Source organism: Arthrobacter sp. ok362 (assembly GCF_900102785.1).
In the GTDB taxonomy this organism is placed as follows: Bacteria; Actinomycetota; Actinomycetes; order Actinomycetales; family Micrococcaceae; genus Arthrobacter.
On record NZ_FNGC01000001.1, the window covers coordinates 201,444 to 227,259 of the forward strand.

Genomic DNA, 25,816 nt, shown 5'->3' on the forward strand with positions numbered 1-25,816 from the left:
GCTCATCTATGTGGCAGACCAACAACACGGTCCGTGCCCTGGCCTACGCCAAAGGCAAAGTCTTTATCGGCGGCGAGTTCACTACGGTGAGGCCCCCGGGGGCAGCCGCTGGCACCCAGGAGACCTCCCGGACCTACCTCGCCGTCGTGGATGCCGCAAGCGGGAACCTGCTTTCCTTTGCGCCCCAACCCAACGGCAAGGTCTGGGCTCTTGCAGCGTCGGAGGACCAAAGCCGCGTTTACGTCGGCGGCGACTTCACCACGATCGCCGGGCAGTCCCGCCAGCGGATGGCGGCCTTTGACACCGCCAGCCTGGCCCTGGTTTCCAATTTCCGGCCCAATGTGAGCTACCGCGTGGCCACCATCGCTCAGCAGGGCAACAATGTCTACTTCGGCGGCTCCTTCGGAGCCGTCTCCGGCGCAGTCCGGAACCGGCTGGCTGCAGTGCAGGCCAGCGACGGAGCCCTCCTGCCCTGGAACCCGGACGCCAACGCGGACGTGAAGGTAGTGCGTCCAGCGCCCGACGGGACCAAGGTCTACATCGGCGGCGCGTTTGACACCCTCGGCGGAACTCCCTCCTGGGCCGTCGGCCTCGTAGACAGCGCGCAGGGCGCACTCCTGCCCTTCCCGGCAGGGGCGACGATTCCACCCAAGGCTCCCGGAGCCTGTGTCTCGATCGTCCGTGACATCATCACCGATCAGAACACCGTCTACTTTGCCAACTCCGGAGACGGCGGAGGCTGCTTTGACGGGACCTGGGCCGCGGACCTCACCAGCGGCGAGCTGAAGTGGAAAAACAACTGCCTCGGCGCCACGGAAGCAATCGCCCTCGTGGGAGGCTGGCTCTACAAGGGCTCGCATGCTCATGACTGCAGCAGCGAGGGAGACTTCCCCCAGGTGCCCAACCGCTACCTGCTGGTAGAGCGCCCCGATAACGGAAAGCTGGCTGGCTGGTACCCCCAGACAAACGCCGCGGGAGTGACCAAGGTTGGTCCTTTGGCCATGGCCACCGATGGCAAGCAGCTGTGGGTCGGCGGAGACTTCACCACGGTCAACGGGGCCGTCCAGCAGGGTGTCACATGGTTCCAGGCGGATCCGGAAACAGCCCCTGCCCGGCCATTGACTCCTTCTGCGTCGAGCACCCGCCCTGGCCAAGTCAAAGTCACGTTCAAGGCCACGACCGATAAGGACGACGAAAACCTAACCTACAACCTGTACCGGGCAGGGAGCACCCAGCCGATCCTCACGCAGGTCATCCGGTCCCGGTTCTGGGACATGCCGACGCTGACGTTTGTTGATAAGAATCTCGCTCCAGGAACGCAGGCGGCTTACCGGATTGAAGCATCCGACGGTACCGTTGCGGTCCAGTCCTACTGGACCCCGTATGTCACTGTTGCCTCACAGTCCGCGAACTACCAGGACACCGTGAAGGGCGACGGCGCCGGCAGCTTCTGGCGCTTTGAGGAGGCCAGCGGTACGACGGCGGCGGACTTCACCGGCAGCAACGCCGGCACCTACCAGACCATGAACCTGGGCGGGGCCGGGATCTTGGCTGGTACCACGTCTGCTGATCTGACGGACAGCAACAGCAGCATGGCGAGCAGCCTGTCCCAGGCCGGTCCGCAGACCTTTTCGGTGGAATCCTGGATCAAGACGACCACAACTTCCGGCGGCCGGATTGTCGGCTTCGGTAACAGCCAGGCGGACCAGAGCGGCAATTACGACCGCCACATCTTCATGCAGGACGACGGCAGGGTTGTCTTCGGTGTGTGGACCGGATCAGCCACTACGGTCACCAGCGGTGCCGCACTCAATGACGGTAAGTGGCATCACCTCGTCGCCACAATGGTACCGGGCCGCTCTGAACTGTTCGTGGACGGCGTCAGCCAAGGCACCAACACTCCGACGGTTGCGCAAGGATACGACGGTTATTGGAGGGTAGGAGCGGACAACCTCAACGGCTGGCCGAACCAGCCTTCATCGCGGGCCATGGTGGGCAGCATCGACGAAGTGGCCATCTACCCGATCCAGCTGACCTCATCGGATGTCCAGTGGCACTACAACCTCGGCAGCGGCAATAAGGCACCAGTGGCTTCCTTCAGCCCGGCATGCACCGGGTTGAGCTGCGGATTCGACGCCTCGGCTTCGTCCGATCCCGACGGAACGATCGCGGACTTCACTTGGGATTTCGGGGACGGACAAACCGCCACCGGAGCCACCCCGGCGCACACCTATGCCGCGCCGGGAACATACCAGGTCCGCCTCAACGTGACGGATAACCTAGGGGCGGGCAGTGTCGTGACGAACGCAGTGCCGGTCTCCGCACCGAACCGGGCACCGGTTGCCGCGCTGACGTCGACCTGCGCCGGGTTCAACTGTTCCTTTGACGGTTCCACGTCTTCGGACCCTGACGGCAGCGTGAGTTCCTGGGTATGGGACTTCGGTGACGGCCAGACCGGCACCGGCAAGACCACCACCCACACCTACAGTGCGGCAGGAAGCTACACTGTGAAACTCACCGTCACGGACGACAAAGGTGCTTCGAATCAGGCCAGCAAGGACGTTACGGCCGCGCCGCTCCCAGCCGGAACGGTGTTAGGAAAAGACACCTTCGCCAGGGTTCTTGCTCAGGGTCTGGGAACCGCAGATGTGGGCGGGACGTGGACTGCCAGTGGCGCCGCAAGCCGGTATTCAGTCTCCGGCGGAGCCGGGAATTGGATCATGCAGGCCCCGGGGAACGCGCCGACCGCGTACCTGAAGGATGTCCAAGCTGCTGACACTGACCTTTCGTTTCAGGTCTCGATCGACAAACCGGCCACCGGCGGCGGTGTCTACCTCGCCGCTATCGGGCGTTCGGTAGCCAACCAGGGCGAGTACCGGGCCAAGGTCCGCTTCACCTCAGCCGGCAAGATGTACCTCGCCATCGTGCGGACCGATGCCGCCGGTGCCGAGACCTATCTCACTTCTGAGACCCTGATAGCTGGGCTGACAGGAACGAACAACCAGCGACTCGGGGTGCGCGTTCAAGTAACTGGCCAGGGGACCACGGCAGTCAAAACTAAGCTGTGGGACGCCAGCGGGGCAGAACCGGCGGCCTGGCAGCTTGAAGTGACCGACACCACGGCAGCGCTTCAGGTGCCGGGCTACACCGGAGTTCTCTCGCTGCTTTCGGGCTCGGCGACCAATTCTCCTGTCACGGCCCGGGTGTCGAACTTGTCCCTCACCACCCCCCGTTGAGAAAGGACCGGACCGTGCAAACTGCCAACGATGCCCGCGGAACAGGTGTCCCCGGCTGGGGCCCCGTGTTCATTAGCGGTCCGGTGATGGGCGCGGAGGTCGGCGTCGGCCGGGAATTATCCCGGCCGACCGCCGAGCACCGCGAGGATTGGGTGAGAACCAGGGGGGTGGGACGCCTTGTTCCGTAGCGATCTTCCTGAGAACGTTGCCGCGACTCGGGCCTTCTCCCGACGTCAACTGTTGACCGCCCTGGGAACTGGGGCGCTGCTCACTGCCTGTAGTGGAGGTGAAGTCCCAAACCGCGGAGGCGGCCGTGCCGGCCTGTCACAGCCAGCGGAGGTGCACACACTGACTGACCTGATGTCCACCACGCCGTTCTACATCGCCCATCGCGGCTCGGGGGACAACTGGACCGAACACACAGCCGAGGCCTATTCAAACGCAATTCAAAACGGTGCTGCGGCAATCGAGGTCTCCGTCTCCGCCACAAGTGACGGAGTCCTGGTCTGCCATCACGACCTCAATACCGAACGAATGACGGGCCGGAACCTGCAGATCAGCGAGGTGACCTTTGAGGAACTGAGCGCCTTGCGCAATGACTCGCGATCCTGGATCGGACCGAAGGCGCCGCTGCCGCCAATCCCTCGAGCCAAGGACGTGCTGGATGCGCTCGCGGCCACCAGCGTCATCTTCCTCGAGGACAAACAAGGCACGAATACGGCTGCCCTGCTGGATCTTATGGACAGTTATCCCAATTCCAAAGAGCACTTCGTGTGGAAGCAGACTGCGGGCGGCAAACACTTTGCCGAGGCCAAAAAGAGAGGATACAAGACCTGGGGCTACTTTGTTGACAACGTTCGAATTCGGTTTGCGGACTTCGCGGAGCGCTTTGATTATCTGGGCATTTATCACGGCGCCTCGGACGACGAGATCAAGGCCCTCGTTGGCTACGGCAAGCCCGTAATCTGCTGGGAGATCCACACACGGTGGATGCGGGAAAGGGTGAGGGCGTTGGGGGTGACCGGGCTAATGTGTTCGAACTATCCCTATGTTTTAGGCAACACCCCCATCAGCACTCGGGACGATTTCGCATCCGGTGTGCGGGCCGCAGGGGATTTGCCCTGGATCCTGGCGCCGACCTACCAGCCCACGCTGCAGCCCGAGTTTTCCTCCGTCAGCCTGAACAATGAGGCCAGCTCCAGCTACACGCTTGGATCCATGTGCCCCATCACGAAAGACACCTACTCGCTGTCCTTCGACATGAGGTGGCCGATGGCCGTTCCGGACAAGAGCGGAAGCGCCGGAATCGCGTTCGGTCAAGCCAATGATCAGCCGTACCGCCCCACCGTCCCAGCCACGGTGGCGGGCTATCATCTGACAGTGGACCGCGCGGGCACCATGCGGCTCTTCGCCCGGGGCGCTGGATCGCTGGACGGGGAACTGCTGGGCGAGCAGCGATCGGACGCGCCCAGGGCAGGTGCGTGGATGCGCTTCCGGGTGGATGTCAGCCCGCGGGAGATCACCTTTACTCGGCTTGACGGGACCGTGACCAGCGCGGTCGCGCGCACTTCGTCCCACCGTGGTGGTTACTTCGGGCTCACCAAGAACTATCAAGGAAAGCAGCCGGTGGAATTCCGGCAGGTCGAGGTGAGCTGAACCGGACGACCGGCAACCGGCAAATTAGGGCCGGGATGTCGGCGTGCGAGCAATGGCCTCGGAGTAGATTCTCTCCAGCGCGCTCAAGTTGTTCTCCGGAGTGAAGTGGGAGAGATAGTCCTGACGGGCTACCGAACCAGTGCGTACAGATACCGCAGGATCATTAATTTTCTGCAGCGCCCTGCGCAAGGACAGCGGATCCCCGGGCTGGAACGTGAAGCCGTTCTCTCCATCGCGAACTAGTTCCGGAAACACCCCCTGATTGGGCACTACCGCGGGAACGCCATGGGCAAACGCTTCCACTACGCTCAATCCGAAAGTTTCAAATGCCCTCGACGAGTTGACCAGATAGCGGGCGTTCAGCAGCAGTTCCAAGGCGGCTGAGCGGTCAAGCGAACCGAGAAAGCGGACGGAGTTCCCGTGCCCGGCTGCCTGCTCTTCCAGCTCCCGGCGCAGCGGGCCGTCACCCGCAACCATCAAGGTCCCGAGGGAGGGGTCCCAGGACTCGATGAGGGTCGAAACGCCCTTCTCCACAGAGAGCCGTCCGAGGTAGAGCCCATATGATCCCGGGCCTTCCCGGACTTGGACAGGAGAGGGAATGAAATGGGGCTTGATGGTGATTTGCTCGGCCGGCAAACCAGCCTCCGCCATGATCCCGTGGGCAAATTTGCTCATCACGATGAAGCGGTCGACGCCCCGCTGCCAGGTCCCCAGCGCGCGGTGCGTCCCAATCGAGAAGGCCAGTGGAGCGGTGGCGAGGCGGCTGTCGCGGTAACACGAATGGGTGAGCGCAGGCATCGGGGACCCGTGGAGGCATTCGAAGCAGGGACGGCCGTCGCGCAACAGGGTGCCGGCGGCGCATACGAGGCGGTAGTTATGGAGAGTCGCGACAACCGGAACATGGGTTTGCCGTGCAGCGGCCAAAATGGACGGACTAATCAGGGGAAACGAATTGTGCAGATGAATAACATCGAATTGCCGTCGCCTCAATTCATTCTTCATCGCCGTCTGGTCTTGCAGGGACCAGGTGACCCGCAGCGGCAACTCTGCTTTCCGGGCGGCCGACATGCCTGAAATGTCGTCGCTGCGGCGAATATATTCGCCCACCTCATGCCCGGCATCCTCAAGCAGCTTCCGCTCCTGATCTACTACCATGTCCTCTCCGCTAGGATGATCCGAACGGTAGCGGTTGTGGACCAATAAGACGCGCAAATGGTTCCGTTCGCTTGGTGGGCTGAATTAGCTCGCATGCTACCGGATCCGATCTGTTCTTGCTAGAGAAGGATGGCGACATGGTCCGTGCCGGATGGGGGTATCCAGGTGCATTGTTGCTGGCCATTGCACTGACGCTGTGCGGCTGCAACGGGGGCGATTCGACGAGTCCGCCAACGGCACGGCCAACGACGACCTCGGTGCAGCCCGGCGGCGACGCGGGGCCCAAAAAGGGCGGCAGTAGCCCGTCAACACCCTGCACCGTTTCAGTGGAACCTGGAGCAGATCTGGCCGCCGTGGCGAACGATCAGCCCGAAGGTGCCGTAATTTGCCTGGCCGCGGGGACTTTCAATGTGGCCCGGGCCATCCGGCCCCAGGCGTCGCAAACCCTCCGGGGTAGTGACAATACGGTGCTGGCTGGCGACGTCCCGCTGGAGCGCTGGAATCGGGAGGGGGCCATCTGGGCTGCCCGAGGCTACTTGCCGCCTGATTATGAGAAGTCCGGACAGTGTGAAGACACTGATTCCAATCCGTGCCAGGTCGCCGAGGACCTCTTTTTGGACGGAAGGCCGGTGCGGCGCGTCATGAACAAAACCGCCGTCGACGCAACGACGTTTTATGCCGATTATGCTGCCAATGTTGTCTATCTGGGGCAGGATCCGGCGGGCCGGGCTGCGACGCTGGCCCGCACCAGAACGGCAGTCACCTCCGATGCGCCGGGGGTTGTCATCGAGCACCTGACCATTCGCGGATTCGCCAATTTGGCCCAGCAGGGCGCCATTGTGATCGGGGGCAGGGGTTGGACCGTTCGGGATTCCGTCATCACCGCTAACCATGGGGTGGGGGTCATGATCGCGCAGGCCGATAATGCGCACGTCACGGGGAACGCCATAACGGAAAACGGACAGCTGGGCTTAGGCCAGTACCGCTCGCAGGGCGGCCGCATTGACAACAATAGAATTCTCCACAACAACACTGCAGATTTTTGGCGTGCCGACTGGGAAGCGGGCGGTATTAAGGTCACCAGATCGTCTTCAACCATCAGCAACAACGATGTATCAAATAACCTGGGCATCGGTGTCTGGATAGACGTGGCCGGGGATGGCGTGGCCATCACTGACAACAACATAGGCGGAAACGCGGCTTGTGGCATCCGGTACGAGATCAGCCGCAATGGGCGCATTGCCGGCAACACCGTGACCGGCAACGGACTCGCCCTGAAACGGGGAGCGGGAACCGGGCTGCTCACGGGGGCGGGAATCACCGTGAACACCAGCAGCGATGTCACGATCGAGAACAACTCCGTCTCCGGGAACCTCAACGGGATCGGAGTTCAGGCCCGGCCGAGGGGCAATGGGCCATGGGGCGAATACGTCCTCGAAAAGGTGGTGGTAGAGGGCAACCTCATCGACCTCGGCGCTCCGGCCACCGCGACCACGGGCTATGTCGAGTCCGGTTCGCTGACGCGATCGCCCGGTCCGCGTGGCATCAGATTTCAAAGCAACCGGTACGTCCTCGCGGACGCCGACGCGCGCAAGTTCACCTTCAATGGCGGGACCCTGGATTTCAAGGAGTGGCAGAGCGCGGGAAACGACACCACCGGAACGGCCATTCCTGGCTGAACCGCCCGTCCTTGGCGCTCTTCGGCGCCCCAATATATACGCCGCGGACGCTTGTCAAGGACCAATCGGAGACTGTTGTGCAACGATTTCTTGCTAGAGTGTGCAACCGTAATGCCCTTTGCATGCCCGGGACGCGCTTTTCGCTGGGTTAGTCGCGGCCAAAGGTGCATGGATGGGGCTCGCCAACAGAAAGTAATTTCCCATGTTCCCCCCACTTACACCCATGCCCGATATGAAGCCCATGCCCGGACGGGGCCACCGTGCCGTCGCCGTCGCGGCGCTCGTGGCTGTGTTCGCCCTCGGATTCGCTGCGCCGTCAACTGCCGCGACGCCCGTGGTGGATGCCACCGTTCCGGCCGGCGGATCCATTCAGGCGGCGATCAATGCTGCTCCGGAAGGCGCGCGCATCGGTGTGTCGGCCGGTACGTACCGCATCGACAGTGCCCTCAGCCCCAAGCGCGGCCAGAAACTGCTCGCACTGGGCGGCGCAGGGACCGCCGTCATCAAGGGCTCGAAAGTTGTGACCGGATGGGTCAAAGACGGCTCCAACGCCCGCTGGTACAAGAACGGCCTGCTGCCGGCAGCTTATTCCGACCCGGGCCAGTGCGAGGTGAACAGCGGCACGGCAGCCAATCCGTGTCAGAAGCGGGAGCAGGTGTACCGGAACGGCGTCGCCATGAACCGTGCCATGCAGCTCTCCGATCTGCGCTCCAATGGTTTCTTCCAGGATTACCAGAACAACCGCACGTGGCTGGGGAGTGATCCCGCTAATACGACGATGGAGATCGCCCGCACACCGCACGCCGTCAATTCCTCGGCCTACGGTGTGACGTTGAGCGGCCTGACGTTTACCAATTTTGCCACCCCGTCCCAAAAGGGGGCGGTGATGGCGGGCGGGGCCGACTGGGTTATTGAAGGGTGCGTCTTCACGAGGAACCATGCCATTGGATTGCAACTCGCTAGGGCAGCCCGGGCTCAGGTCCGGAACAACACCATGATCGAAAACGGCCAGCTCGGCATGGGGCACTACTCATCGAACAACACAATTGTGGAGAACAATGAGATCGCGAGGAACAACACGGCCGGTTACTGGGGCGCCGACTGGGAATCCGGCGGATTCAAGAGCACCTATTCCAACGGTGTGATGTTCCGCGGCAACAACGTCCATGACAATCGGGGCACAGGTGTTTGGTTTGATATCAACAACATCAACGCCAGCATTCTCGGGAATTCCATCAATAATAATTATGCCGACGGAATCCGGTATGAGATCAGCTACAAGGCGCTTATCAGCGACAATAAGCTGGCCGGCAACGGCTATGGCTTGGCGACCGGCGGCGGACGGGGAAGTGACTACTCGCTGTACGCTGTGGCCGCTATCAACGTCAACTCCTCACCCGATGTCGAGATCCGGCAGAACGTTGTCGGGAAAAACCAGAACGGCATCACCGCGCAGATGCGCAACCGGGGCACCGGTACCTACGGCGCCTGGGACCTGCACAACCTAAGTGTCCACAACAACGATGTAACACTTGCCACCGGAGCCCGGACAGGCGAAGGCGTTCAGGGCCTGGGCACCCTGTCACCCATTTCGCCCACGACGTACTACACCGCCAAGAACAACCGCTTCGACTTCAACACGTACCGGATGGACGCCACGGGCGCCAAGCGCTTCTCGTGGAACAAGTCGTACATGACGTTCCCTTCGCTTCAGGCCGCCGGCCAGGAACGCAACGGGCGGGTGGTTCCGGCCACCTAGCTGCCGTACGGCTATGCGGCGGGTGCGCGATCGCTCCGCCGCATAGCCGTGGTGGGCTGCGCCAATCCCGCGCAGCCGCCCATCTTGAATTCTGAGAAGTGCTCGCAAGTGTGATCTGCCTCATCTATCATGACAGCACAGATCGTGTGGAGCCCATTGACCGGGGTCCGGACATTTGCCGTTCATCATCGTTCGAGACTTCGGGGGACCTTGTGACTAAACGCGCGCTTATTACCGGTATTACGGGCCAGGACGGTTCGTATCTGGCCGAACTTCTCCTCAAGAAGGGCTACGAGGTCCACGGCCTCATTCGCAGGGCTTCCACCTTCAACACGGTGCGGATAGAGCACCTGTACGTTGATCCGCATGAGCCCGATGCGAGGCTCTTTCTCCACTACGGGGATCTCAGTGACGGGGCCCGGCTTGTCACCCTGATCGCGAAAATCAGGCCCGACGAGGTCTACAACCTGGCGGCCCAGTCGCATGTCCGGGTCTCGTTTGACGAACCGGAGCACACAGCTGACACCACGGGCGTGGGCTCCGTGCGCATGCTCGAAGCCGTGCGTTTGGCGGGAATCGAAACCCGGTTTTACCAGGCATCCTCGTCGGAGATGTTCGGCGCTACGCCGCCGCCGCAATGCGAGGAAACGCCGTTCTACCCGCGCTCTCCCTACGGAGCTGCAAAGGTCTACAGCTACTGGGTGACGAAGAACTACCGCGAAGCCTACGGAATGTACGCCGTGAACGGCGTTCTGTTCAACCACGAGTCCCCCCGACGCGGCGAAACCTTTGTCACGCGCAAGATCACCAGGGCCGTGGCCGCCATCAGCGCCGGGCTTCAGGACACGCTCTATATGGGGAACCTCGACGCGGTCCGTGACTGGGGTTACGCCGCCGAGTACGTCGAAGGCATGTGGAGGATGCTGCAGGCCGATGAGCCCGACGATTTTGTGCTCGCTACCGGGGCCGCCTACACGGTCCGGGATTTCCTGGAGATTTCCTTCAGTCACGCAGGGCTCAACTGGGAAGACCACGTCGAGTTCGACGAGCGCTACCTTCGTCCCACCGAAGTGGATGCGCTCGTGGGCGATGCGTCCAAGGCACGAGACAAACTCGGATGGAAAGCCACAGTCGAAACCCCTGAACTGGCCCGTCTGATGGTCGAAGCCGATACGGAAGCATTGAAGCATCCCGGTGGATGGATCGACACCGTTGACCTCGGCAGCTGGGGCAGCAGGGATGACTGAGGCTACTCGCTTCACGCCGGGCCCGCTTGACCGCGAGGCCCCTTTCTACGTTGCTGGCCACCGCGGCCTGGCCGGATCGGCGCTGTGGCGCGCCCTGGCCAATGCAGGGTTCACAAACCTGATCGGCCGTGACTCGCATGAGCTGGATCTGAAAGACCGCAACGCCACTTTCGCCTTCTTTCGCGAAGCGAAGCCGAGGTACGTGGTCCTGGCTGCCGCGAAGGTCGGCGGGATCATGGCCAACAACACCTATCCCGCGGATTTTCTGAGCCAAAACCTCCAGATCCAGGTCAACGTGCTGGATGCGGCCCAGCAGGCGGGGGTGGAGCGGCTTCTATTCCTCGGATCGTCCTGCATCTACCCCAAGCTGGCACCCCAGCCCATCAAGGAGGAATACCTCCTCACCGGTCATTTGGAGCCGACCAATGACGCTTACGCTATTGCGAAAATCGCCGGCATCCTCCAGGTCCAAGCTGTCCGGCGCCAGCACGGGTTAGCCTGGATCTCGGCCATGCCTACAAACCTCTACGGCCCGGGCGACAACTTCTCGCCCCAAGGCTCGCACGTGCTGCCCGCCCTGATCCGACGTTATGCGCAGGCCGTGGCCGCGGGCTCGGAGTCGGTGACGAACTGGGGCACCGGGTCACCCCGCCGGGAGTTCCTGCACGTCGATGACATGGCAGAGGCTTGCCTGCACCTGATGGAACACTATGACGGCCCGGAACAGGTCAACGTGGGCACCGGGACGGATGTGAGCATTGCCGAACTGGCCACAATGGTGGCGGACGCCGTCGGCTTCACGGGAACGACAGTATGGGACACGGCCAAACCCGACGGGACGCCGCAGAAGCTCCTCGATGTCTCCAAACTGGCGGACTCCGGCTGGAGGTACCGTATTCCCCTCGAGAAGGGAATCGGCGGAACCGTGGAGTGGTACCGGATGCAGGAGTCGGTCCGGGAATAGCGCCAACGGACAGTGGACAAATGCAGGGGCCCGCGGCCGCCCGCATCCGGTGGATTCTACCGGTGGCCGCGGGCCTTTCCCGTCCTCAGAGTTCTGCGGGGGGCGCTGCCTGGGCCGCGTCGGCTGCGCCATAACTTCGCATTTCACCGTACCAGCGCGGTAGCGCCAACAGGAAAAAGCACGCGTTGATTCCGAAAAAGACCGCATAGACAACCGAAAAAACCGGCGGGATCGACCACAGGAAAAATGCCAGGCACAGCACCCCGTACTCAGTAGGCAGCACGGCCAGGGAATAGAGAACGGATGAGCTGCCTTCCCCGGCCAATCGGGTCGAGGTGGATCCGCGGTGCGCCCGTCTCATCTGGTCGGTCAAGATGATCGCGAAAAAAAGCACCACGGCAAGCAGTTGGTAGAGCAAGGGAATGGCCAGCCATGCGCCCCTCTCGACGTAGCCCTGGTACCACGCCACTAGCACCGCCAAGTGGAGGGAAGCCATCTTGACCGCGTCGACAACGTGATCCAGCCACTCGCCGGCAAAGCTTCCGCCTCCGCGGAGCCTTGCCAGCTGGCCGTCCGCCGAGTCCAAGGCGTAGCCGAGAACGAGCAGCAGGGCAACCAGCACACTGATGACCGGGGTCGCCGGAGCAAACGCGATCAGCCCAATCCCGGAGAAACTGCACAGGGCGCTCACCGCCGTCACGCCGTTGGGCGTCATATGCAACTTGTACGCCAGCGCGGCAAGATGGCGGCCCGCGGGACGGTTCAGGAAGCGTGCGTAGGCAGATGCACCTTTTGATGTTTTTTGCTTCGACCGCAGGGCCTGAACCAGTTGACGGTGGGAAGTTGAGGGGGTCAGCGGCTGCTGGGCCTGTTCTACCTGCATGGCGAAGTTTCGGTCGCGGCCCAATTCCGAAGCCCGGATACTGCGTTTTTCCACTGCATGAAGTCATCGTAGCGGCCAAGACCTGCAGGAACTATAAATATGCTTAGTGGATTATCTGCATTTCGCGGGGCGCAATTCCGTACTCGGCCGGATTGCGTCGGTTCTACGGGCCGCCGCACTGTAGGGACATCCACTCATGGGATAATTAGGTTTAATCTGCGTGACGTAATGGCGCCGCCTGCCTTCCGGCAGGCGCGCTCGAGGCGCCGCAGCGAACGCCGATCCAGGAGTCTCCGCCATGGTTGCCACCCCAGCCCACCTCCGCCGCTCTGCCATCGCGCTCGGAAACGACGAAGTCCTGAGGATCCGCAACGACTTCCCGATCCTGCAGCAGCACGTCAACGGCAAACCGCTCATCTACCTGGACTCCGGGGCGACCTCGCAGAACCCGCTCAGCGTGCTCGAGGCCGAGCAGGAGTTCTACGAGCAGCGGAACTCCGCGGTCCACCGCGGGGCCCACCACCTCGCCGTCGAGGCCACCGAAGCGTTCGAAAACGCCCGGGAAACAGTGGCGGACTTCGTCGGGGCGGAGTGGGATGAACTGATCTGGACCTCCAACGCCACGGAGGGCCTGAACCTGCTCACCTACTCCTTCCTGAACGCGTCCCTGCCCGGAGCCGCCCCCGAAGCGGCCCGGTTCGCCCTGGCCCCGGGCGACGAACTCGTGGTCACGGAGATGGAACACCACGCCAACCTGATTCCCTGGCAGGAGCTGGCGGCCCGGACCGGCGCCGTCGTGAAATTCATCCCCATCGACGACGCCGGCGCCCTGGACCTGGAGGCCGCCGCTGGCATCATCGGCCCCCGCACCCGCGTCCTGGCGTTCACCCACGCGTCCAACGTCCTGGGCACCATCAACCCGGTGGCCGACCTGGTGGCCCTGGCCCGCTCCGCGGGCGCCCTGGTAGTGCTCGACGCCTGCCAGTCGGCGCCGCACCTGCCCCTGGACGTCAAGGCGCTCGACGTCGACTTCGCGGTATTCTCCGGCCACAAAATGCTCGCCCCCACCGGAATCGGCGCCCTCTACGGCCGCTCGGAGCTCCTCAACGCGATGCCGCCGTTCCTGACCGGCGGCTCCATGATCACCACCGTCACCATGGAACGGGCGGGTTTCCTGCCGAGCCCCCAACGCTTCGAGGCCGGAACGCAGCGCATTTCGCAGGCGGTGGCACTCGCCGCGGCGGTGAACTACCTCCGTGAAACCGGGATGGACCGGATCCACGCCTGGGAAGCCGAACTCGGCCAGCGCCTCGTGCAGGGCCTGGAATCCATCCCCGGAATCCGTGTGCTGGGTTCCGCGGCGGGGCAGGAACGGATCGGCCTGGCGGCGTTCGACGTCGCGGGCGTCCATGCGCACGACGTCGGCCAGTTCCTGGACAGCCGGGGCATCGCCGTGCGGGTCGGCCACCACTGCGCCCAGCCGCTGCACCGCCGGCTCGGGCTGACGGCCACGACGCGCGCCAGCACATACCTGTACAACACCACGGACGATGTGGACGCGTTCCTCAACGCGGTCGCCGATGTCCGTGCCTACTTCCACGCCTAGGACGGACATCCATGAGTCTTGACCAGCTCTACCAGCAGATCATCCTGGAACACGCCAAGGCCCGGCACGGCAGCGGCCTGGCCGCCGCGGCCGCGCCGGAGGACGCGAGCAGCGGCCAGTCCCACCAGTTGAATCCGACCTGCGGCGACGAGATCACCGTCCGGGTGTCCGTGGCCCGCGGGAAAGTCAGTGAGCTGCGCTGGGACGGCGATGGCTGCTCCATCTCGATGGCCTCGGCATCCGTGCTGACGGACCTCGCCGAGGGCATGAGCGTCGGGGAACTCCGCACCGTCATTGACAGCTTCCGCGAAGTGCTGCGTTCGCGCGGCAAGGTGCCGGCCGATCCGGAGGTGCTGGGCGACGCCGCCGCGTTTGAGGGCGTGTCCCGCTACGCCGCCCGGGTCAAGTGCGCCATGCTCTCATGGGTGGCCGCGGAAGACGCTCTCGGCCAGGCGCTGGCAGCCTGAGGGCAGCCTCACAGAACCGCGTTACGGCCGGCCCAGGCCCTTGTAGGTCCAGCCGGCAGCCCGCCACTTGGCCGGGTCCAGCACGTTGCGGCCATCCAGGATGCGCGGCGCCGACACGAACGCCTTTGCCGCGTGCGGGTCCAGTTCCCGGTAGGCCTGCCACTCGGTCAGCAGCAGCACGGCGTCGGCCCTGTACAGCGCCGTCTCCAGATCCGGTTCGAGCGGAAGCTCCGGGAAGCGCTTGGCGGCGTTGGCCAGCGCCTGGGGGTCGGTGACCGTCACCACGGCGCCCTGCAACTGCAGCTGCGCCGCGGCGCTCAACGCGGGGGAGTCCCGGACGTCGTCGCTTTCGGGCTTAAAGGCCGCCCCCAGCACGGCGATCCGTTGTCCCATCAGGGTGCCGCCACAGAGTTCCCGCGTGAGTTCCACGACGCGGGTCCGGCGCCTCATGTTGATGGCGTCAACCTCCCGAAGGAAGGTCAGCGCCTGGTCCGCGCCTAGTTCGCCGGCGCGGGCCATGAAGGCACGGATGTCCTTGGGCAGGCAGCCGCCGCCGAAGCCGATGCCCGCGTTGAGGAATTTCCTGCCGATCCGCTCATCGAGGCCGATGGCATCGGCAAGCCGGGTGACGTCGGCCCCCGTGGCTTCGCAGACCTCGGCCATGGCGTTGATGAAGGAAATCTTGGTGGCCAGGAACGAGTTGGCGGCAGTCTTGACGAGCTCTGCGGTGGCGTAGTCCGTCACAAGCCGGGGCCTCCCGCCGGCGAGCGGCTGAGCATAGACCTGGTCCAACACGGCAACGGCGGGGTGGTCCTCGCTCCCGTCCGGCACGCCGTAGACGAACCTGTCCGGATTCAAGGTGTCCGTCACTGCGTGGCCCTCGCGCAGGAACTCAGGATTCCAGGCCAGCATCGCACCGGGCTCTGACTCCGCCAGCATTTCGGCCAGCCGCGCCGCGGTGCCCACCGGCACCGTGGACTTTCCTGCAATCACGTCGCCCGGGGACAGGTATTGAGCGAGGGATGCGACCGCCGCATCGACGAATCGGAGGTCGGCGCCGTTCTCGCCGCGCTTCTGTGGGGTACCAACGCAGACGAAGTGGACCTCAGAACCGCGGGCCGCCGCCATGTCGGTGGTGAACCGCAACCGACCTGATTCCTCAAGCTCTGAAAGGAGCTCGTCCAACACAGGTTCGTAGAAGGGGGCATGGCCCGCTGACAGTTGCGCAACCTTATGTTCGTCGACGTCGATGCCGACAACGTCATGGCCCAGCTTTGCCATGCAAGCAGCATGGACTGCACCGAGATAACCGCATCCGATAACCGAGATCCGCACAGTTCCGATGTCCTCCCGTTGTGGCCTGTTCACAGCGTACGCGGTAGGCGTGGCGATCACACAGTCTCGTGGCGTGCCATGAGGAGCAAGGCCGAGAGGGCCCCAACCATGGCGCCGAAGGTGTTCGCGGCAACGTCAATGACAGAGGGAAAGCGCGCCGGGAGGAAGACAAGCTGGGCGAGTTCAACAAGGACGGAGAGCAGGAAACCGACAGCAACCCCGCCCCACCAGAGCCGCGCGCCGAGGATCCGGGTGACCAAGGCGCCCAGCGGCAAGAACAGGATCACGTTTGAGGTCAGCTCCACGACCCCGTAGTTGAACCATGGAGGGACGCCCCAGCGGTGCAGTTGCCGCAGCGACCGCATCAGGAAATCAGATGCGCCCTGGTCCACGGGAACGGGCCAGAGGGCAATAAGGCCAAGGGCCAGCAGATAGGCGCCCAGTGCCCACATGGCCGCACGACGGGGTGGCAAGTGGCGTCCCCCTTTCAGCGGTCCACTTTTTGCCGATTCTAGCCGCCAGCACGCCACCAGGGCAGAGATTCCGGCACACCGGCAGGTTTTGCCGCCGGTGTGCCGGATCCTAGCTGACCAGCCCGGCGATGCCGATCGCCGCCGTCGCAGCCCCCAGCAGCATGGAGATGCTGACGAGGACCACGTGAACGGTCAGGAAGCGCGTGGCCTTGCCCTCGGCGTCGCGGGCGCGCGGGTCCTTCATGACCCGGCGCAGGAACTGCGGCCAGACCACCAAGGACCAGGCGCCGGCAATGATCAGGACGACGGCGAGGAACGCTGGCACCTCCACGACGCTAGTGGCTCTCGAGCCAGGCCTGGGCCTGCTGGGACTGAAGGTTCAGGGCCTTGCCGACCATGGGCTCGGCGGCGTCGGCGATCTTGCCGCCAAGGAACGGCACCGAGGAGGTGACGTTGCCCTCGAGCTCGATCCGGGTGCTGCCGCCGTCGGACACGAGACGCTGGACAGCGTTCACGTCCAGCGGTGCGCCGGAGACCTTGAGAGAGATCTTGCTCTGCCGGGAGCCGTCAGCGGCGGGAGCCTCCCAGGCCTCGAGCTGGGTCACCTTCAGGCTTTCGCCGACAAATTTCCGGGCGATGTCGGGCATCCGTGTGGTGGGGATGGTCCGCACGGTGGTGGTGCTAAAGACGCCCGCGGGATCTCCGTCAATGGCAAAGGATTCCAGGGTGCCGCCGACGAGTTCGCTCGTGTGGCGCAGGAAGTCTTCATTGACGAAAACCGCGGTAACGCGGTCGACGCTGTGCGGGACGGTGGTGGATGCACTCAGGGCCATGGGGGGTCCTCCGGGATATGGAAGTGGACGTTTCGGGCTCCAACATCCTACGGCGTGTGCCCGGCAGTCTCCGATTCGAGATTTTCCAGCACCCGGGCAGCGGCGGTGATGTTCCGCGACATGGCGGGAAATATGACGCTGTGGAACGGCAGGACGGCGAGCCAGTAAAGGCGGCCGCTGAGGCCCTTGGGGAAGAAGATGGCGCGCTGGTGGTAGCGGCTGCCCGTCCCTTCCGGCTCCACGGAGAGTTCCAGCCAGGCCCGGCCCGGAGCCCGCATTTCGGCCCGCAGCCGCAGCAGCCGTCCGCGGTCGATCTGCTCGACCCGCCACCAGTCCACCGCTTCACCCTCCGCGAGCAGATGCGGGTGCCGGCGGCCGCGCTGCAGCCCGGCCCCGCCGGTCAGCTTGTCCAGCCAGCCGCGCACCTGCCAGGCAAGCGGCAGGGAGTACCAGCCGTTCCGGCCGCCGATTCCTTCGATGATGGTCCATACGTGCTTCGGGTCCACGTCGCTGGGAAAGCTGCGCTCGTCCACGAACACTCTGTGGCCAGACCAGTCCGGGTCGCTCGGCAGGGGATCGGCGTCGACCCCGGCGCTTGCCCAGGTGGTTTCCACCTGGCCGTCGCGTTCCTTTCCCAGGGCGAGGGCCACAGCACGACGGTAGGAGGTCAGGCCGCCCTCAGGCACACGGATGTACGCATCGATGTCGTGCTCCCGGGAAACGGCGTCGTGCTGGAGCGATTCCACGAGCGGCAGGGACATGGAGAGCGGGATCGGCGTTACAAGCGCCACCCACAGGCCGGCCAGCTTGGGGGCCGGCACGGGCAGGGCCAGCACCACGCGGTGCGGCAGGCCCGCCTCGGCGGCGTATTCCTGCATCATGCCCGCGTAGCTGAGCACCTGGCGGCAGCCGATATCGAACGCCCGGTTGATAGTTCCGTCCAGCGACGCAGCGGCCACGAGGTAGTACAGGACGTCGCGGACGGCGATCGCCTCGATCTTGTTGCGGACCCAGCTCGGCGCGGGCATCAGCGGGAGCGTCTCGGACAGGTGCCGGATCATTTCGAACGACGCCGAGCCTGAGCCGATGACGACGCCGGCCTGGAAGACCACCGCGTCCACCGGACTGTCCAGGAAGACTTTCCCCACCGCCTCGCGGGAACGCATGTGAGTGGACAGCTCGGCACCGGCCGGGTGCAGGCCGCCGAGGTACACAATCCGGCCCACCCCCGCCGCGTCAGCCGCCCGGGCAGCCGTCCCGGCCATCGCCTTTTCCTTGGCCTCGAAGCCCGCGCCGGCCGCCATGGAGTGGACCAGGTAGTACAGGACGTCGACGCCGTCGAGCGCCTCCCGCAGGGCCACGCCGTCGTCGAGGCTGCTTTGGACCACCTCGACGTCGTCCAGCCACGGCACGCCGGCGATCTTGGCGGGCGTCCGGACCACGACTTTGACCCGGTGCCCTGCTTCCAAGAGCCGGGGCGCCAGCCGCCCGCCGATGTAGCCGGTGGCCCCGGTGACCAGCACGGTTTTCGGGGAGGCGGCTTTGGCGGAGGCTGGCTGCGGGGCTGGAGCCGGCGTTCCACCGGATTCAGGGGTTGCGGTTGTGCCGTTCATGGTGACTCCTTGTCGGCCAGCGGTTGGCGGGTGGCCTACCAAGCCATTCGGTGCCCAGGCCACTTCGGATGGGCCGCCCGCTCCTCCCGCCAGCCTAGCCCCGTCGGCCTGGCCGTGGGCTCCGCGGTAGGCTTGGAGGACCCGGGATTCTCACGAATTTCGGCTATTCGTGTTGCCTGCACCCCGTGATCACATCAGGAGCAACAGCTATGAGCCTCAACGGCCCCTCTCTCACCGGTCTGCGCCGTGTCCTCGCCGAAGACCGGAATTTCGCGCGGATCCAGGCCGAGGCCGCCCGCGGGTTCGCCGCCCGCAGCGAGGATTACCAGATCAGCGCCCCCGCCGGAATGCGGTCCACGCTGCTCGCCGAAATGGCGGACGGACTCACGGCGCACGCGGCCAACGAAACTGGCCCTGCCGAAACTGACCCTGCCGAAGCTGGCTCTGCCAGAACTGGCCCTGCCGGGGCCGGTCGTCCGGTGCCCGTGGTCCTGGCCGTCACCGCGACCGGCCGTGAGGCCGAGGACCTGACCGAGGCCCTGCGCGCCTTCCTGCCGGCCGACGCCGTGGCCGAGTTCCCCAGCTGGGAGACCCTGCCGCATGAGCGGCTCTCCCCGCGCTCGGACACCGTGGGCCGGCGGCTGTCCGTGCTGCGGCGGCTCGCCCACCCTGAATCGTCCACCGCCGGTGCGCTGCGCGTGGTGGTGGCCCCCGTGCGCGCCGTCGTCCAGCCGATCGTCGCCGGCCTGGGCGAACTGGTGCCCGTGACCCTGAAGCTTGGCCAGGAGGCCCCCTTCAGCAGTGTCGTCAAGAGCCTCGCCGACGCCGCCTACGCCCGGGTGGACATGGTGACTCGCCGCGGCGAGTTCGCCGTCCGCGGCGGCATGCTGGACGTCTTCCCGCCCACCGAGGATCACCCCATCCGGGTCGAGTTCTTCGGGGACGAGGTGGACCAGATGCGCTGGTTCGCCGTCGCCGACCAGCGCTCGCTGACCGCACCGGGCCTGCACCATCCCACCGAACTCCACGCCCCGCCGTGCCGCGAAATCCTGATCACGCCCTCCGTCATGTCCCGCGCGGCCACCCTGAAGTCCCAGCTCCCGGCCGCCGCGGACATGCTGGAGAAGATCGCCGGCGGCATCGCCGTCGAGGGCATGGAATCGCTGGCTCCTGTGCTGGTGGACGCCATGGTGCCGTTCCTGGACCAGCTCCCGGCGGGCTCCATCTCGGTGGTGATCGAGCCGGAGAAGGTCCGCACCCGGGCCCACGACCTCGCCGCCACCAACGAGGAATTCCTCGAGGCCGCCTGGTCCACGGCGTCCGACGGCGGGACGGCGCCGCTCGACTTAAGCTCCGCGGCGTCTGAAGCGCTGCACTCGGCCAGCTTCCGTTCGCTGACCGAAACCCGCACCGCCGCCCTGGAGCACGGCGTCTCCTGGTGGTCCATCACCTCGCTGGCCAGCGACGAAGAGCTGCTGCCCGACGTCGACGTGCTTAACCTGCACGCCCGGGAACCCCGCGGCTACCAGGGCGACGTGGCGGAAATGATGGATTTCATCGGCTCCCGCGTCCGGGACCAGTGGCGGATCGTCGTGGTCACCGAGGGCCCCGGCCCGGCGCAGCGCCTCGCGGAACTCTTCCACGACAACGACATCCCCTGCGCGCGGGTGGACACCCTTGAAGCAGATCCGCAGGCCGGGCTGATCGAGGTGACCACCGCCGCCGTCGGCCGCGGTTTTGTCCTGGATCCGCTCAAGCTGGCGCTGCTGACCGAGGCGGACCTGCTGGGGCGCACCTCCGCGGGTTCCACCAAAGACATGCGCCGGATGCCGTCCAAGCGGCGGAACGCCGTGGACCCGCTCCAGCTCGTGGCCGGGGACTCCGTGGTCCACGAACAGCACGGCATCGGCCGGTTCGTGGAGTTGATCCAGCGCCGGGTGGCCGGTGGCGGCGATGGGGTGCGCGAATACCTGGTCCTGGAATATGCGCCGTCCAAGCGCGGAGCCCCGGGCGACCGGCTCTTTGTGCCCACCGACCAGCTGGACCAGGTCACCCGGTACGTCGGCGGGGACACCCCAGCGCTGAGCAAGATGGGCGGCGCGGACTGGGCCAGCACCAAGTCCAGGGCCCGCAAGGCGGTCAAGGAGATCGCCGGCGAACTGATCCGGCTCTACTCCGCCCGGATGGCATCCCGCGGTTACGCCTTCGGCCCGGACACGCCGTGGCAGCGGGAATTGGAGGAGGCCTTCCCGTACGTGGAGACCCCGGACCAGCTGACCACCATCAACGAGGTCAAGGCCGACATGGAGCGCGAGATCCCGATGGACCGGCTGATCTCCGGCGACGTCGGCTACGGCAAGACCGAGATCGCGGTCCGCGCCGCGTTCAAGGCCGTCCAGGACGGCAAGCAGGTCGCGGTGCTGGTGCCCACCACCCTGCTCGCCCAGCAGCACTACGAGACGTTCACCGAACGGTTTTCCGGCTTCCCGCTCGTCGTCAAGCCGCTGTCCCGCTTCCAGAGCGGCAAGGAGGCCAAGGAAACCTCCGACGGCGTCAAGAGCGGTTCCGTGGACGTCGTGATCGGCACGCACCGGCTGTTGTCCAAGGACTTCGGCTTCAAGGACCTCGGCCTGGTGATCGTGGACGAGGAGCAGCGCTTCGGCGTCGAACACAAGGAGGCGCTCAAGAAGATGCGCACCAACGTGGACGTCCTGGCCATGAGCGCCACCCCGATTCCGCGGACCCTGGAAATGTCCCTGACCGGCATCCGCGAGACCTCCACCCTGGCCACCCCGCCGGAGGAACGGCACCCCGTGCTGACCTACGTGGGCCCGTACACGGACAAGCAGACCTCCGCCGCGATCCGCCGCGAGCTGATGCGCGAAGGCCAGGTGTTCTTCGTCCACAACCGGGTGTCCACGATCGACCGCACCGCGGCGAAGATCCGCGAACTGGTTCCGGAGGCCCGGGTGGAGGTGGCGCACGGGCAGATGTCCGAGAGCCGGCTGGAACAGATCATCGTGGACTTCTGGGAAAAGCGCTTCGACGTCCTCGTCTGCACCACCATCATTGAGACCGGCCTGGACATCTCCAACGCCAACACCCTGATCGTGGACGGCGCGGACAAATATGGCCTCTCCCAGCTGCACCAGCTGCGCGGACGTGTGGGCCGCGGCCGGGAACGCGCCTACGCGTACTTCCTCTACCCCTCGGAAAAGCCGCTCGGCGAGGTGGCACTGGAACGGCTCAAGGCCGTCGCGACGCACAACGAGCTCGGGGCAGGCATGCAGCTGGCCATGAAGGACCTGGAGATCCGCGGCGCCGGCAACCTGCTTGGCGGCGAGCAGTCCGGCCACATCCAGGGCGTGGGCTTCGACCTCTACATCCGGCTGGTCGGCGAGGCCGTGGCCGAATACCGGGGCGAGGCCGAGGAGAAGGCCGCCGAAATGAAGATCGAGCTGCCGGTCAACGCGCACCTGCCGCACGACTACGTGCCGGGCGAACGGCTGCGCCTGGAGGCCTACCGCAAGCTCGCCAGCGCCATCACCTACGAGGCGATCGACGAGGTCCTTGCGGAGCTCGTGGACCGTTATGGCGAACTGCCGCTGCCCGCCACAAACCTGATCGACGTCGCCCGGTTCCGGGTGGGCGCCCGCGAGGCCGGATTGTCCGACGTCGCGCTGCAGGGCAACTTCATCAAGTTCTCCCCGGCGCAGCTGCCCGAGTCCAAGCTCATGCGCCTGACCCGGATGTACCCCGGCGCGCAGGCGAAGCCGGCCCTGGATGCGGTGCTCGTCCCGAAGCCAAAGACCGCCCGGATCGGCGGCCGGGACCTGCAGGACGCCGAGATCCTCGAATGGGCCAACGGCGTCATCCGCAACATCTTCTCCGATGCCCCTGTATCTGCCACACCGGCGGTGAAATAAACGAATGATGGGAGCACATCACGCCGCGTCGGGAGCCGCGGCGTGGGTAGCCATTGCCTCGACCGGCCCGTATGCGCTCGGCTGGTACCCCCTGGATCCCACGGGAATCGTGATCGGCGCCATGGCGACGGCGGGGACCGCGCTGGTCTGCGACTGGGACCACCGCGCCAGTACAGTGGCGCACGCGCTGCCGCCGCTGTCCAATCTGGTGGCGCGCGGCATTGAGAATGTCAGCGGGGGCCACCGGCAGGGCACGCATTCGGTGCTGGGCGCGGCGTTCTTCGTGCTGCTGGCCACCATCGCCGGGCAGTTGCAGGTGCAGACCCAGTGGGGGCTGCTGTCCGTCGGGGCCGGCCTGCTGTGCATGTTCATGATCAACATCGCCGCGAAGGCACTGAAACTCTTTCCTAAGTCCGGCTGGATCAGCAACTGGGTCTTGGCGCTGCTCATGGCAGGAGTGGTGACGTGGTTTGCGCCGCACCAGTGGACCTGGCTGCCGGTCTCGATGCTCACCGGGGTGCTGGTGCACATTGTCGGGGACATGATCACCACCGGGGGAGTGCCGCTGCTCTGGCCACTGGTGATCAAGCCGCCGAAGGTCCTGCGGAAACTGCCGCTGCTCAAGAACATCTGGAAAGCCAACGGGGCGTTCTCCATCCCGCTGCTGGGCCGGGCGGGCTCACGGCGGGAATGGTTCGTCCTCATCCCGGTGAGTGGCTACGCGATGATGGGGATGTTTGGCGCCGGCCTGGCTGTGGCCAAGGCGCACTTCCCGGCGGCCCTGGCGTTGGGGACAGGGCTGGTCAAGGGCCTGTTCGCGCTGGTGCCCGGGTAGGCCGAGTTCGTTAACTGACCCAAAGCACCTTAAATGACTGAAGCTCCGGAATATCCCGGAGCTTCAGTCATTTAACAAAGGGAAAGCCTAGTTTTCGCCGGCCGAATCCGAGCGGCCCAGCAGCGTCTGCGGGATCCAGAACGCGGCTGCGAAGAGGATCAGGCAGACGGCCATCGGCCAGGGGTTTTCCAGCGTGAGGAAGGACAGCGAGTAGAGCGCGCCGCCGAACAGGATCATCATCGGCACGAACAGGGCGATGCTCGATCCGAGGCTGTTCTCGACCTGCCGGGACTGGGTGTTGTTGCTGGACATTCGTTCCTCCTCGGCCCCGGGGGGCTCAAAACTGTGGCGCTGCCGGCGTGGATCAGTACGCGGACGAACCCTGTTCACCCTTGACGATCGCAATGCCGGAGCTGGCGCCAATACGTGTTGCACCTGCAGCAATCATAGCCTGCGCATCGGCCACGGAACGCACGCCGCCGGAGGCCTTCACGCCCAGGTCCGGACCGACGGTGCGGCGCATGAGCGCGACGTCCTCGGCCGTGGCCCCACCACCGTTGAAGCCGGTGGAGGTCTTCACGAAGTCCGCCCCGGCCTGAACCGCGGCCTCGCAGGCGAGCACTTTCTGATCATCGCTGAGCAGTGCCGTTTCGATGATGACCTTCAGGATGGCTCCGCCCTCGTGCACCACGTCGGCGACGGCGGCGATGTCATCCACCAGTGCGCCCTTGTCATTGGCGCGGGCAGCGGCGATGTTGATGACCATGTCCACCTCTTCGGCACCGTCCAGGACCGCGCCGCGGGCCTCGAAGGCCTTGACGTCGCTCGGCGTGGCGCCCAGCGGGAATCCCACCACGGAGCACGTCAGGACGCCGGAGCCCTTGAGCGCGGTCTTGACCGTCTTGACCCAGACCGGGTTCACGCAGACCGACTTGAAATGGTATTCGGCCGCCTCGGCGCACACCTTTAGGATCTCCGCCTCGCTGGCCTCCGGCTTGAGCAGCGTGTGGTCGATGTAGGAGGCGATGTTGGGCGTGCCCGCGGTGGCGGCTTCGTGGCTCATGGTGGTCCCTTTCGTGGCGGGCCGGGGACGCGGCGGTCCTTCCCGGGCCTTGTGGGCCTGCGGGCCCTGGCGGCGCCGCATGGTGCGCGGCTTATCAGGTGACCATCTTGCCATAGGAACATGCCCGTTGGATGCCTCCGCCGGGGCGCCCGCGCACGCTCAGGCGGCGGCCGCCAGGGGCCGGGCAATCGTGGCCTGAAGCAGCTGGGAGGCACACACCGACGCGGCGGAACCGGAGGCCACGAGCAGTCCCAGCCGGACGCCGTCGTAGGCTGCGGCGTCACCGACCGCCCAGATGCCCGGTACGGAGGTGCGGAAGTCCTGGCCGATGACAATGCCGCCCCGCGGCGCGGTGGTAAGCCCGGCCGTGGCGGCCAGTTCGTCACGGGCGATGCGCTCCTCGGCGAGGATCACGAGGTCACCGTTCATGCTGGAGCCGTCCTCGAAGACGACGCCGGACGCCGGCAGGACGGACCCGGCGACGGTGGGAACGACCGCGGCGGGGCGGACGGTGGTGCGGACCGGGCGGACGCCGCGGGCCCGGAGCACGGCCTCGGCCTGGCCGGCGGCGGAGCCCGTGCCGACCAAGATGCCCAGCGGACGCCGGCCGAGGACCCGGGTGACGTCCTTGACGGCCTCGCCCAGCCGGGCGGCGTCGTCGATCGTGGAATAGCTCAGGCACCGCGCGGCGCCTTCCACCGGCGCCTCGGCGGGAGCGGAACCGGTGGCGATGACGAGCTCGTCGTAGTCGAATTCCATGCCGTCGGCGGTGGTCACACGACGGTTTTCCGCGTCGATGTAGCTGGCCGGCTGGCCAAAGCGGACGGACACCTGGGGCAGGACGGCCAGCTCCAGCAATTCCTCGGGGGCGTCGTCCCGGTTGCTGAGGACCGTGATGGCGCCGGCAAACGGGGTCCGGGTGAGTTGCCGGACGAGGGCCTGGGCGGCCGTGCCGGCGCCGGCGATGACGATCCTGGGCCGGGCGGCCGTGGTGGCGGTGGTGGAAGCGGCTGCCGTCGAGGCGGATGTGCCGGAGGTGGGAGAGAATGCCGGAGCGGACATGTGCAGGCCCTTTCGCTGGGGTGG

At 65.4% G+C, this 25,816-nt stretch carries 20 protein-coding genes; 10 read left to right on the forward strand and 10 right to left on the reverse strand.

Annotated features, from left to right (window positions below; genetic code table 11):
* Window positions 1-8: 8 nt before the first annotated feature.
* Together BLQ10_RS00845 and BLQ10_RS00850 are read left to right on the forward strand one after the other, a co-directional pair.
* Window positions 9-3,236, forward strand: coding sequence for a PKD domain-containing protein (locus tag BLQ10_RS00845; protein WP_217635763.1), 3,228 nt, complete (start codon window positions 9-11; stop codon window positions 3,234-3,236).
* Window positions 3,237-3,596: 360 nt separating this feature from the next.
* Window positions 3,597-4,892, forward strand: coding sequence for a glycerophosphodiester phosphodiesterase (locus BLQ10_RS00850; RefSeq protein WP_139164154.1), 1,296 nt, complete (start codon window positions 3,597-3,599; stop codon window positions 4,890-4,892).
* A 24-nt stretch (window positions 4,893-4,916) separates the two neighbouring features.
* On the opposite strand, the gene BLQ10_RS00855 is transcribed toward BLQ10_RS00850, so the two are convergent.
* Window positions 4,917-6,047: a glycosyltransferase family 4 protein gene (locus tag BLQ10_RS00855; RefSeq protein WP_091557217.1), complete on the reverse strand. Its 1,131-nt coding sequence runs from the start codon at window positions 6,045-6,047 to the stop codon at window positions 4,917-4,919.
* A gap of 137 nt (window positions 6,048-6,184) precedes the next feature.
* Between BLQ10_RS00855 and BLQ10_RS00860 the strand changes: the two genes are divergently transcribed.
* The 4 genes from BLQ10_RS00860 (at window position 6,185) to BLQ10_RS00875 (ending at window position 11,696) form a co-directional block, all read left to right on the forward strand.
* Window positions 6,185-7,726, forward strand: a complete 1,542-nt coding sequence (locus BLQ10_RS00860) for a right-handed parallel beta-helix repeat-containing protein (protein ID WP_091557218.1) — start codon at window positions 6,185-6,187, stop codon at window positions 7,724-7,726.
* Window positions 7,727-7,949: 223 nt separating this feature from the next.
* The gene (locus BLQ10_RS00865) at window positions 7,950-9,485 is read left to right on the forward strand and encodes a right-handed parallel beta-helix repeat-containing protein (protein WP_175558428.1); all 1,536 of its coding nucleotides are present in this window, start codon (window positions 7,950-7,952) and stop codon (window positions 9,483-9,485) included.
* Between the two features lie 212 nt (window positions 9,486-9,697).
* A complete protein-coding gene (gene gmd / locus BLQ10_RS00870) occupies window positions 9,698-10,732 on the forward strand; it encodes a GDP-mannose 4,6-dehydratase (RefSeq protein WP_091557900.1) in 1,035 nt (344 codons plus the stop codon).
* Window positions 10,725-11,696 (forward strand): GDP-L-fucose synthase family protein, encoded by a 972-nt coding sequence (locus BLQ10_RS00875; RefSeq protein ID WP_175558429.1) that lies wholly within the window; start codon window positions 10,725-10,727, stop codon window positions 11,694-11,696. Before gmd ends, BLQ10_RS00875 begins: the two co-directional genes overlap by 8 nt.
* 85 nt (window positions 11,697-11,781) lie before the next feature.
* On the opposite strand, the gene BLQ10_RS00880 is transcribed toward BLQ10_RS00875, so the two are convergent.
* Window positions 11,782-12,633: a CDP-alcohol phosphatidyltransferase family protein gene (locus BLQ10_RS00880; protein WP_254785336.1), complete on the reverse strand. Its 852-nt coding sequence runs from the start codon at window positions 12,631-12,633 to the stop codon at window positions 11,782-11,784.
* 244 nt (window positions 12,634-12,877) lie between these two features.
* Between BLQ10_RS00880 and BLQ10_RS00885 the strand changes: the two genes are divergently transcribed.
* The gene (locus tag BLQ10_RS00885; RefSeq protein WP_091557227.1) at window positions 12,878-14,185 is read left to right on the forward strand and encodes an aminotransferase class V-fold PLP-dependent enzyme; all 1,308 of its coding nucleotides are present in this window, start codon (window positions 12,878-12,880) and stop codon (window positions 14,183-14,185) included.
* 11 nt (window positions 14,186-14,196) lie between these two features.
* Window positions 14,197-14,652, forward strand: coding sequence for a Fe-S cluster assembly sulfur transfer protein SufU (gene sufU, locus BLQ10_RS00890; RefSeq protein ID WP_091557229.1), 456 nt, complete (start codon window positions 14,197-14,199; stop codon window positions 14,650-14,652).
* Window positions 14,653-14,673: 21 nt separating this feature from the next.
* On the opposite strand, the gene BLQ10_RS00895 is transcribed toward sufU, so the two are convergent.
* The 5 genes from BLQ10_RS00895 to BLQ10_RS00915 all read right to left on the reverse strand — a co-directional run bounded on the left by BLQ10_RS00895 (window position 14,674) and on the right by BLQ10_RS00915 (window position 18,906).
* The gene (locus BLQ10_RS00895) at window positions 14,674-15,987 is read right to left on the reverse strand and encodes a UDP-glucose dehydrogenase family protein (RefSeq protein ID WP_091557231.1); all 1,314 of its coding nucleotides are present in this window, start codon (window positions 15,985-15,987) and stop codon (window positions 14,674-14,676) included.
* A gap of 56 nt (window positions 15,988-16,043) precedes the next feature.
* Window positions 16,044-16,460: a VanZ family protein gene (locus BLQ10_RS00900; protein ID WP_139164155.1), complete on the reverse strand. Its 417-nt coding sequence runs from the start codon at window positions 16,458-16,460 to the stop codon at window positions 16,044-16,046.
* Window positions 16,461-16,569: 109 nt separating this feature from the next.
* Window positions 16,570-16,791, reverse strand: a complete 222-nt coding sequence (locus BLQ10_RS00905) for an SCO4848 family membrane protein (RefSeq protein ID WP_091557236.1) — start codon at window positions 16,789-16,791, stop codon at window positions 16,570-16,572.
* Window positions 16,792-16,795: 4 nt separating this feature from the next.
* Entirely contained in the window at window positions 16,796-17,293 is a 498-nt protein-coding gene (locus BLQ10_RS00910; RefSeq protein WP_091557239.1) for a DUF2505 domain-containing protein, read from the reverse strand.
* A 47-nt stretch (window positions 17,294-17,340) separates the two neighbouring features.
* The gene (locus tag BLQ10_RS00915; protein ID WP_254785337.1) at window positions 17,341-18,906 is read right to left on the reverse strand and encodes an SDR family oxidoreductase; all 1,566 of its coding nucleotides are present in this window, start codon (window positions 18,904-18,906) and stop codon (window positions 17,341-17,343) included.
* Between the two features lie 209 nt (window positions 18,907-19,115).
* Between BLQ10_RS00915 and mfd the strand changes: the two genes are divergently transcribed.
* Window positions 19,116-22,832 (forward strand): transcription-repair coupling factor, encoded by a 3,717-nt coding sequence (gene mfd / locus BLQ10_RS00920; RefSeq protein ID WP_091557242.1) that lies wholly within the window; start codon window positions 19,116-19,118, stop codon window positions 22,830-22,832.
* A gap of 4 nt (window positions 22,833-22,836) precedes the next feature.
* Complete coding sequence (locus tag BLQ10_RS00925; protein WP_175558430.1) at window positions 22,837-23,667, forward strand: metal-dependent hydrolase; 831 nt, start codon at window positions 22,837-22,839, stop codon at window positions 23,665-23,667.
* Window positions 23,668-23,754: 87 nt separating this feature from the next.
* On the opposite strand, the gene BLQ10_RS00930 is transcribed toward BLQ10_RS00925, so the two are convergent.
* The 3 genes from BLQ10_RS00930 to BLQ10_RS00940 all read right to left on the reverse strand — a co-directional run bounded on the left by BLQ10_RS00930 (window position 23,755) and on the right by BLQ10_RS00940 (window position 25,792).
* Window positions 23,755-23,979 carry a hypothetical protein gene (locus BLQ10_RS00930; protein WP_091557245.1) on the reverse strand — a complete coding sequence of 75 codons (225 nt, stop codon included), beginning with the start codon at window positions 23,977-23,979 and terminating at the stop codon, window positions 23,755-23,757.
* 52 nt (window positions 23,980-24,031) lie between these two features.
* A complete protein-coding gene (gene deoC, locus BLQ10_RS00935) occupies window positions 24,032-24,730 on the reverse strand; it encodes a deoxyribose-phosphate aldolase (RefSeq protein ID WP_091557248.1) in 699 nt (232 codons plus the stop codon).
* A 159-nt stretch (window positions 24,731-24,889) separates the two neighbouring features.
* Entirely contained in the window at window positions 24,890-25,792 is a 903-nt protein-coding gene (locus BLQ10_RS00940) for an FAD-dependent oxidoreductase (RefSeq protein ID WP_091557249.1), read from the reverse strand.
* Window positions 25,793-25,816 lie beyond the last annotated feature (24 nt).

Excerpts from the sequence above, each read along its gene's own strand:
- BLQ10_RS00845 (WP_217635763.1), top strand. The coding sequence starts at position 9 with ATGTGGCAGACCAACAACACGGTCCGTGCCCTGGCCTACGCCAAAGGC.
- BLQ10_RS00850 (WP_139164154.1), top strand. The coding sequence starts at position 3,597 with ATGTCCACCACGCCGTTCTACATCGCCCATCGCGGCTCGGGGGACAAC.
- BLQ10_RS00855 (WP_091557217.1), bottom strand. The coding sequence starts at position 6,047 with ATGGTAGTAGATCAGGAGCGGAAGCTGCTTGAGGATGCCGGGCATGAG.
- BLQ10_RS00860 (WP_091557218.1), top strand. The coding sequence starts at position 6,185 with ATGGTCCGTGCCGGATGGGGGTATCCAGGTGCATTGTTGCTGGCCATT.
- BLQ10_RS00865 (WP_175558428.1), top strand. The coding sequence starts at position 7,950 with ATGCCCGATATGAAGCCCATGCCCGGACGGGGCCACCGTGCCGTCGCC.
- BLQ10_RS00875 (WP_175558429.1), top strand. The coding sequence starts at position 10,725 with ATGACTGAGGCTACTCGCTTCACGCCGGGCCCGCTTGACCGCGAGGCC.
- BLQ10_RS00885 (WP_091557227.1), top strand. The coding sequence starts at position 12,878 with ATGGTTGCCACCCCAGCCCACCTCCGCCGCTCTGCCATCGCGCTCGGA.
- sufU (WP_091557229.1), top strand. The coding sequence starts at position 14,197 with ATGAGTCTTGACCAGCTCTACCAGCAGATCATCCTGGAACACGCCAAG.
- BLQ10_RS00910 (WP_091557239.1), bottom strand. The coding sequence starts at position 17,293 with ATGGCCCTGAGTGCATCCACCACCGTCCCGCACAGCGTCGACCGCGTT.
- BLQ10_RS00915 (WP_254785337.1), bottom strand. The coding sequence starts at position 18,906 with ATGAACGGCACAACCGCAACCCCTGAATCCGGTGGAACGCCGGCTCCA.
- mfd (WP_091557242.1), top strand. The coding sequence starts at position 19,116 with ATGAGCCTCAACGGCCCCTCTCTCACCGGTCTGCGCCGTGTCCTCGCC.
- BLQ10_RS00925 (WP_175558430.1), top strand. The coding sequence starts at position 22,837 with ATGATGGGAGCACATCACGCCGCGTCGGGAGCCGCGGCGTGGGTAGCC.
- BLQ10_RS00930 (WP_091557245.1), bottom strand. The coding sequence starts at position 23,979 with ATGTCCAGCAACAACACCCAGTCCCGGCAGGTCGAGAACAGCCTCGGA.
- deoC (WP_091557248.1), bottom strand. The coding sequence starts at position 24,730 with ATGAGCCACGAAGCCGCCACCGCGGGCACGCCCAACATCGCCTCCTAC.
- BLQ10_RS00940 (WP_091557249.1), bottom strand. The coding sequence starts at position 25,792 with ATGTCCGCTCCGGCATTCTCTCCCACCTCCGGCACATCCGCCTCGACG.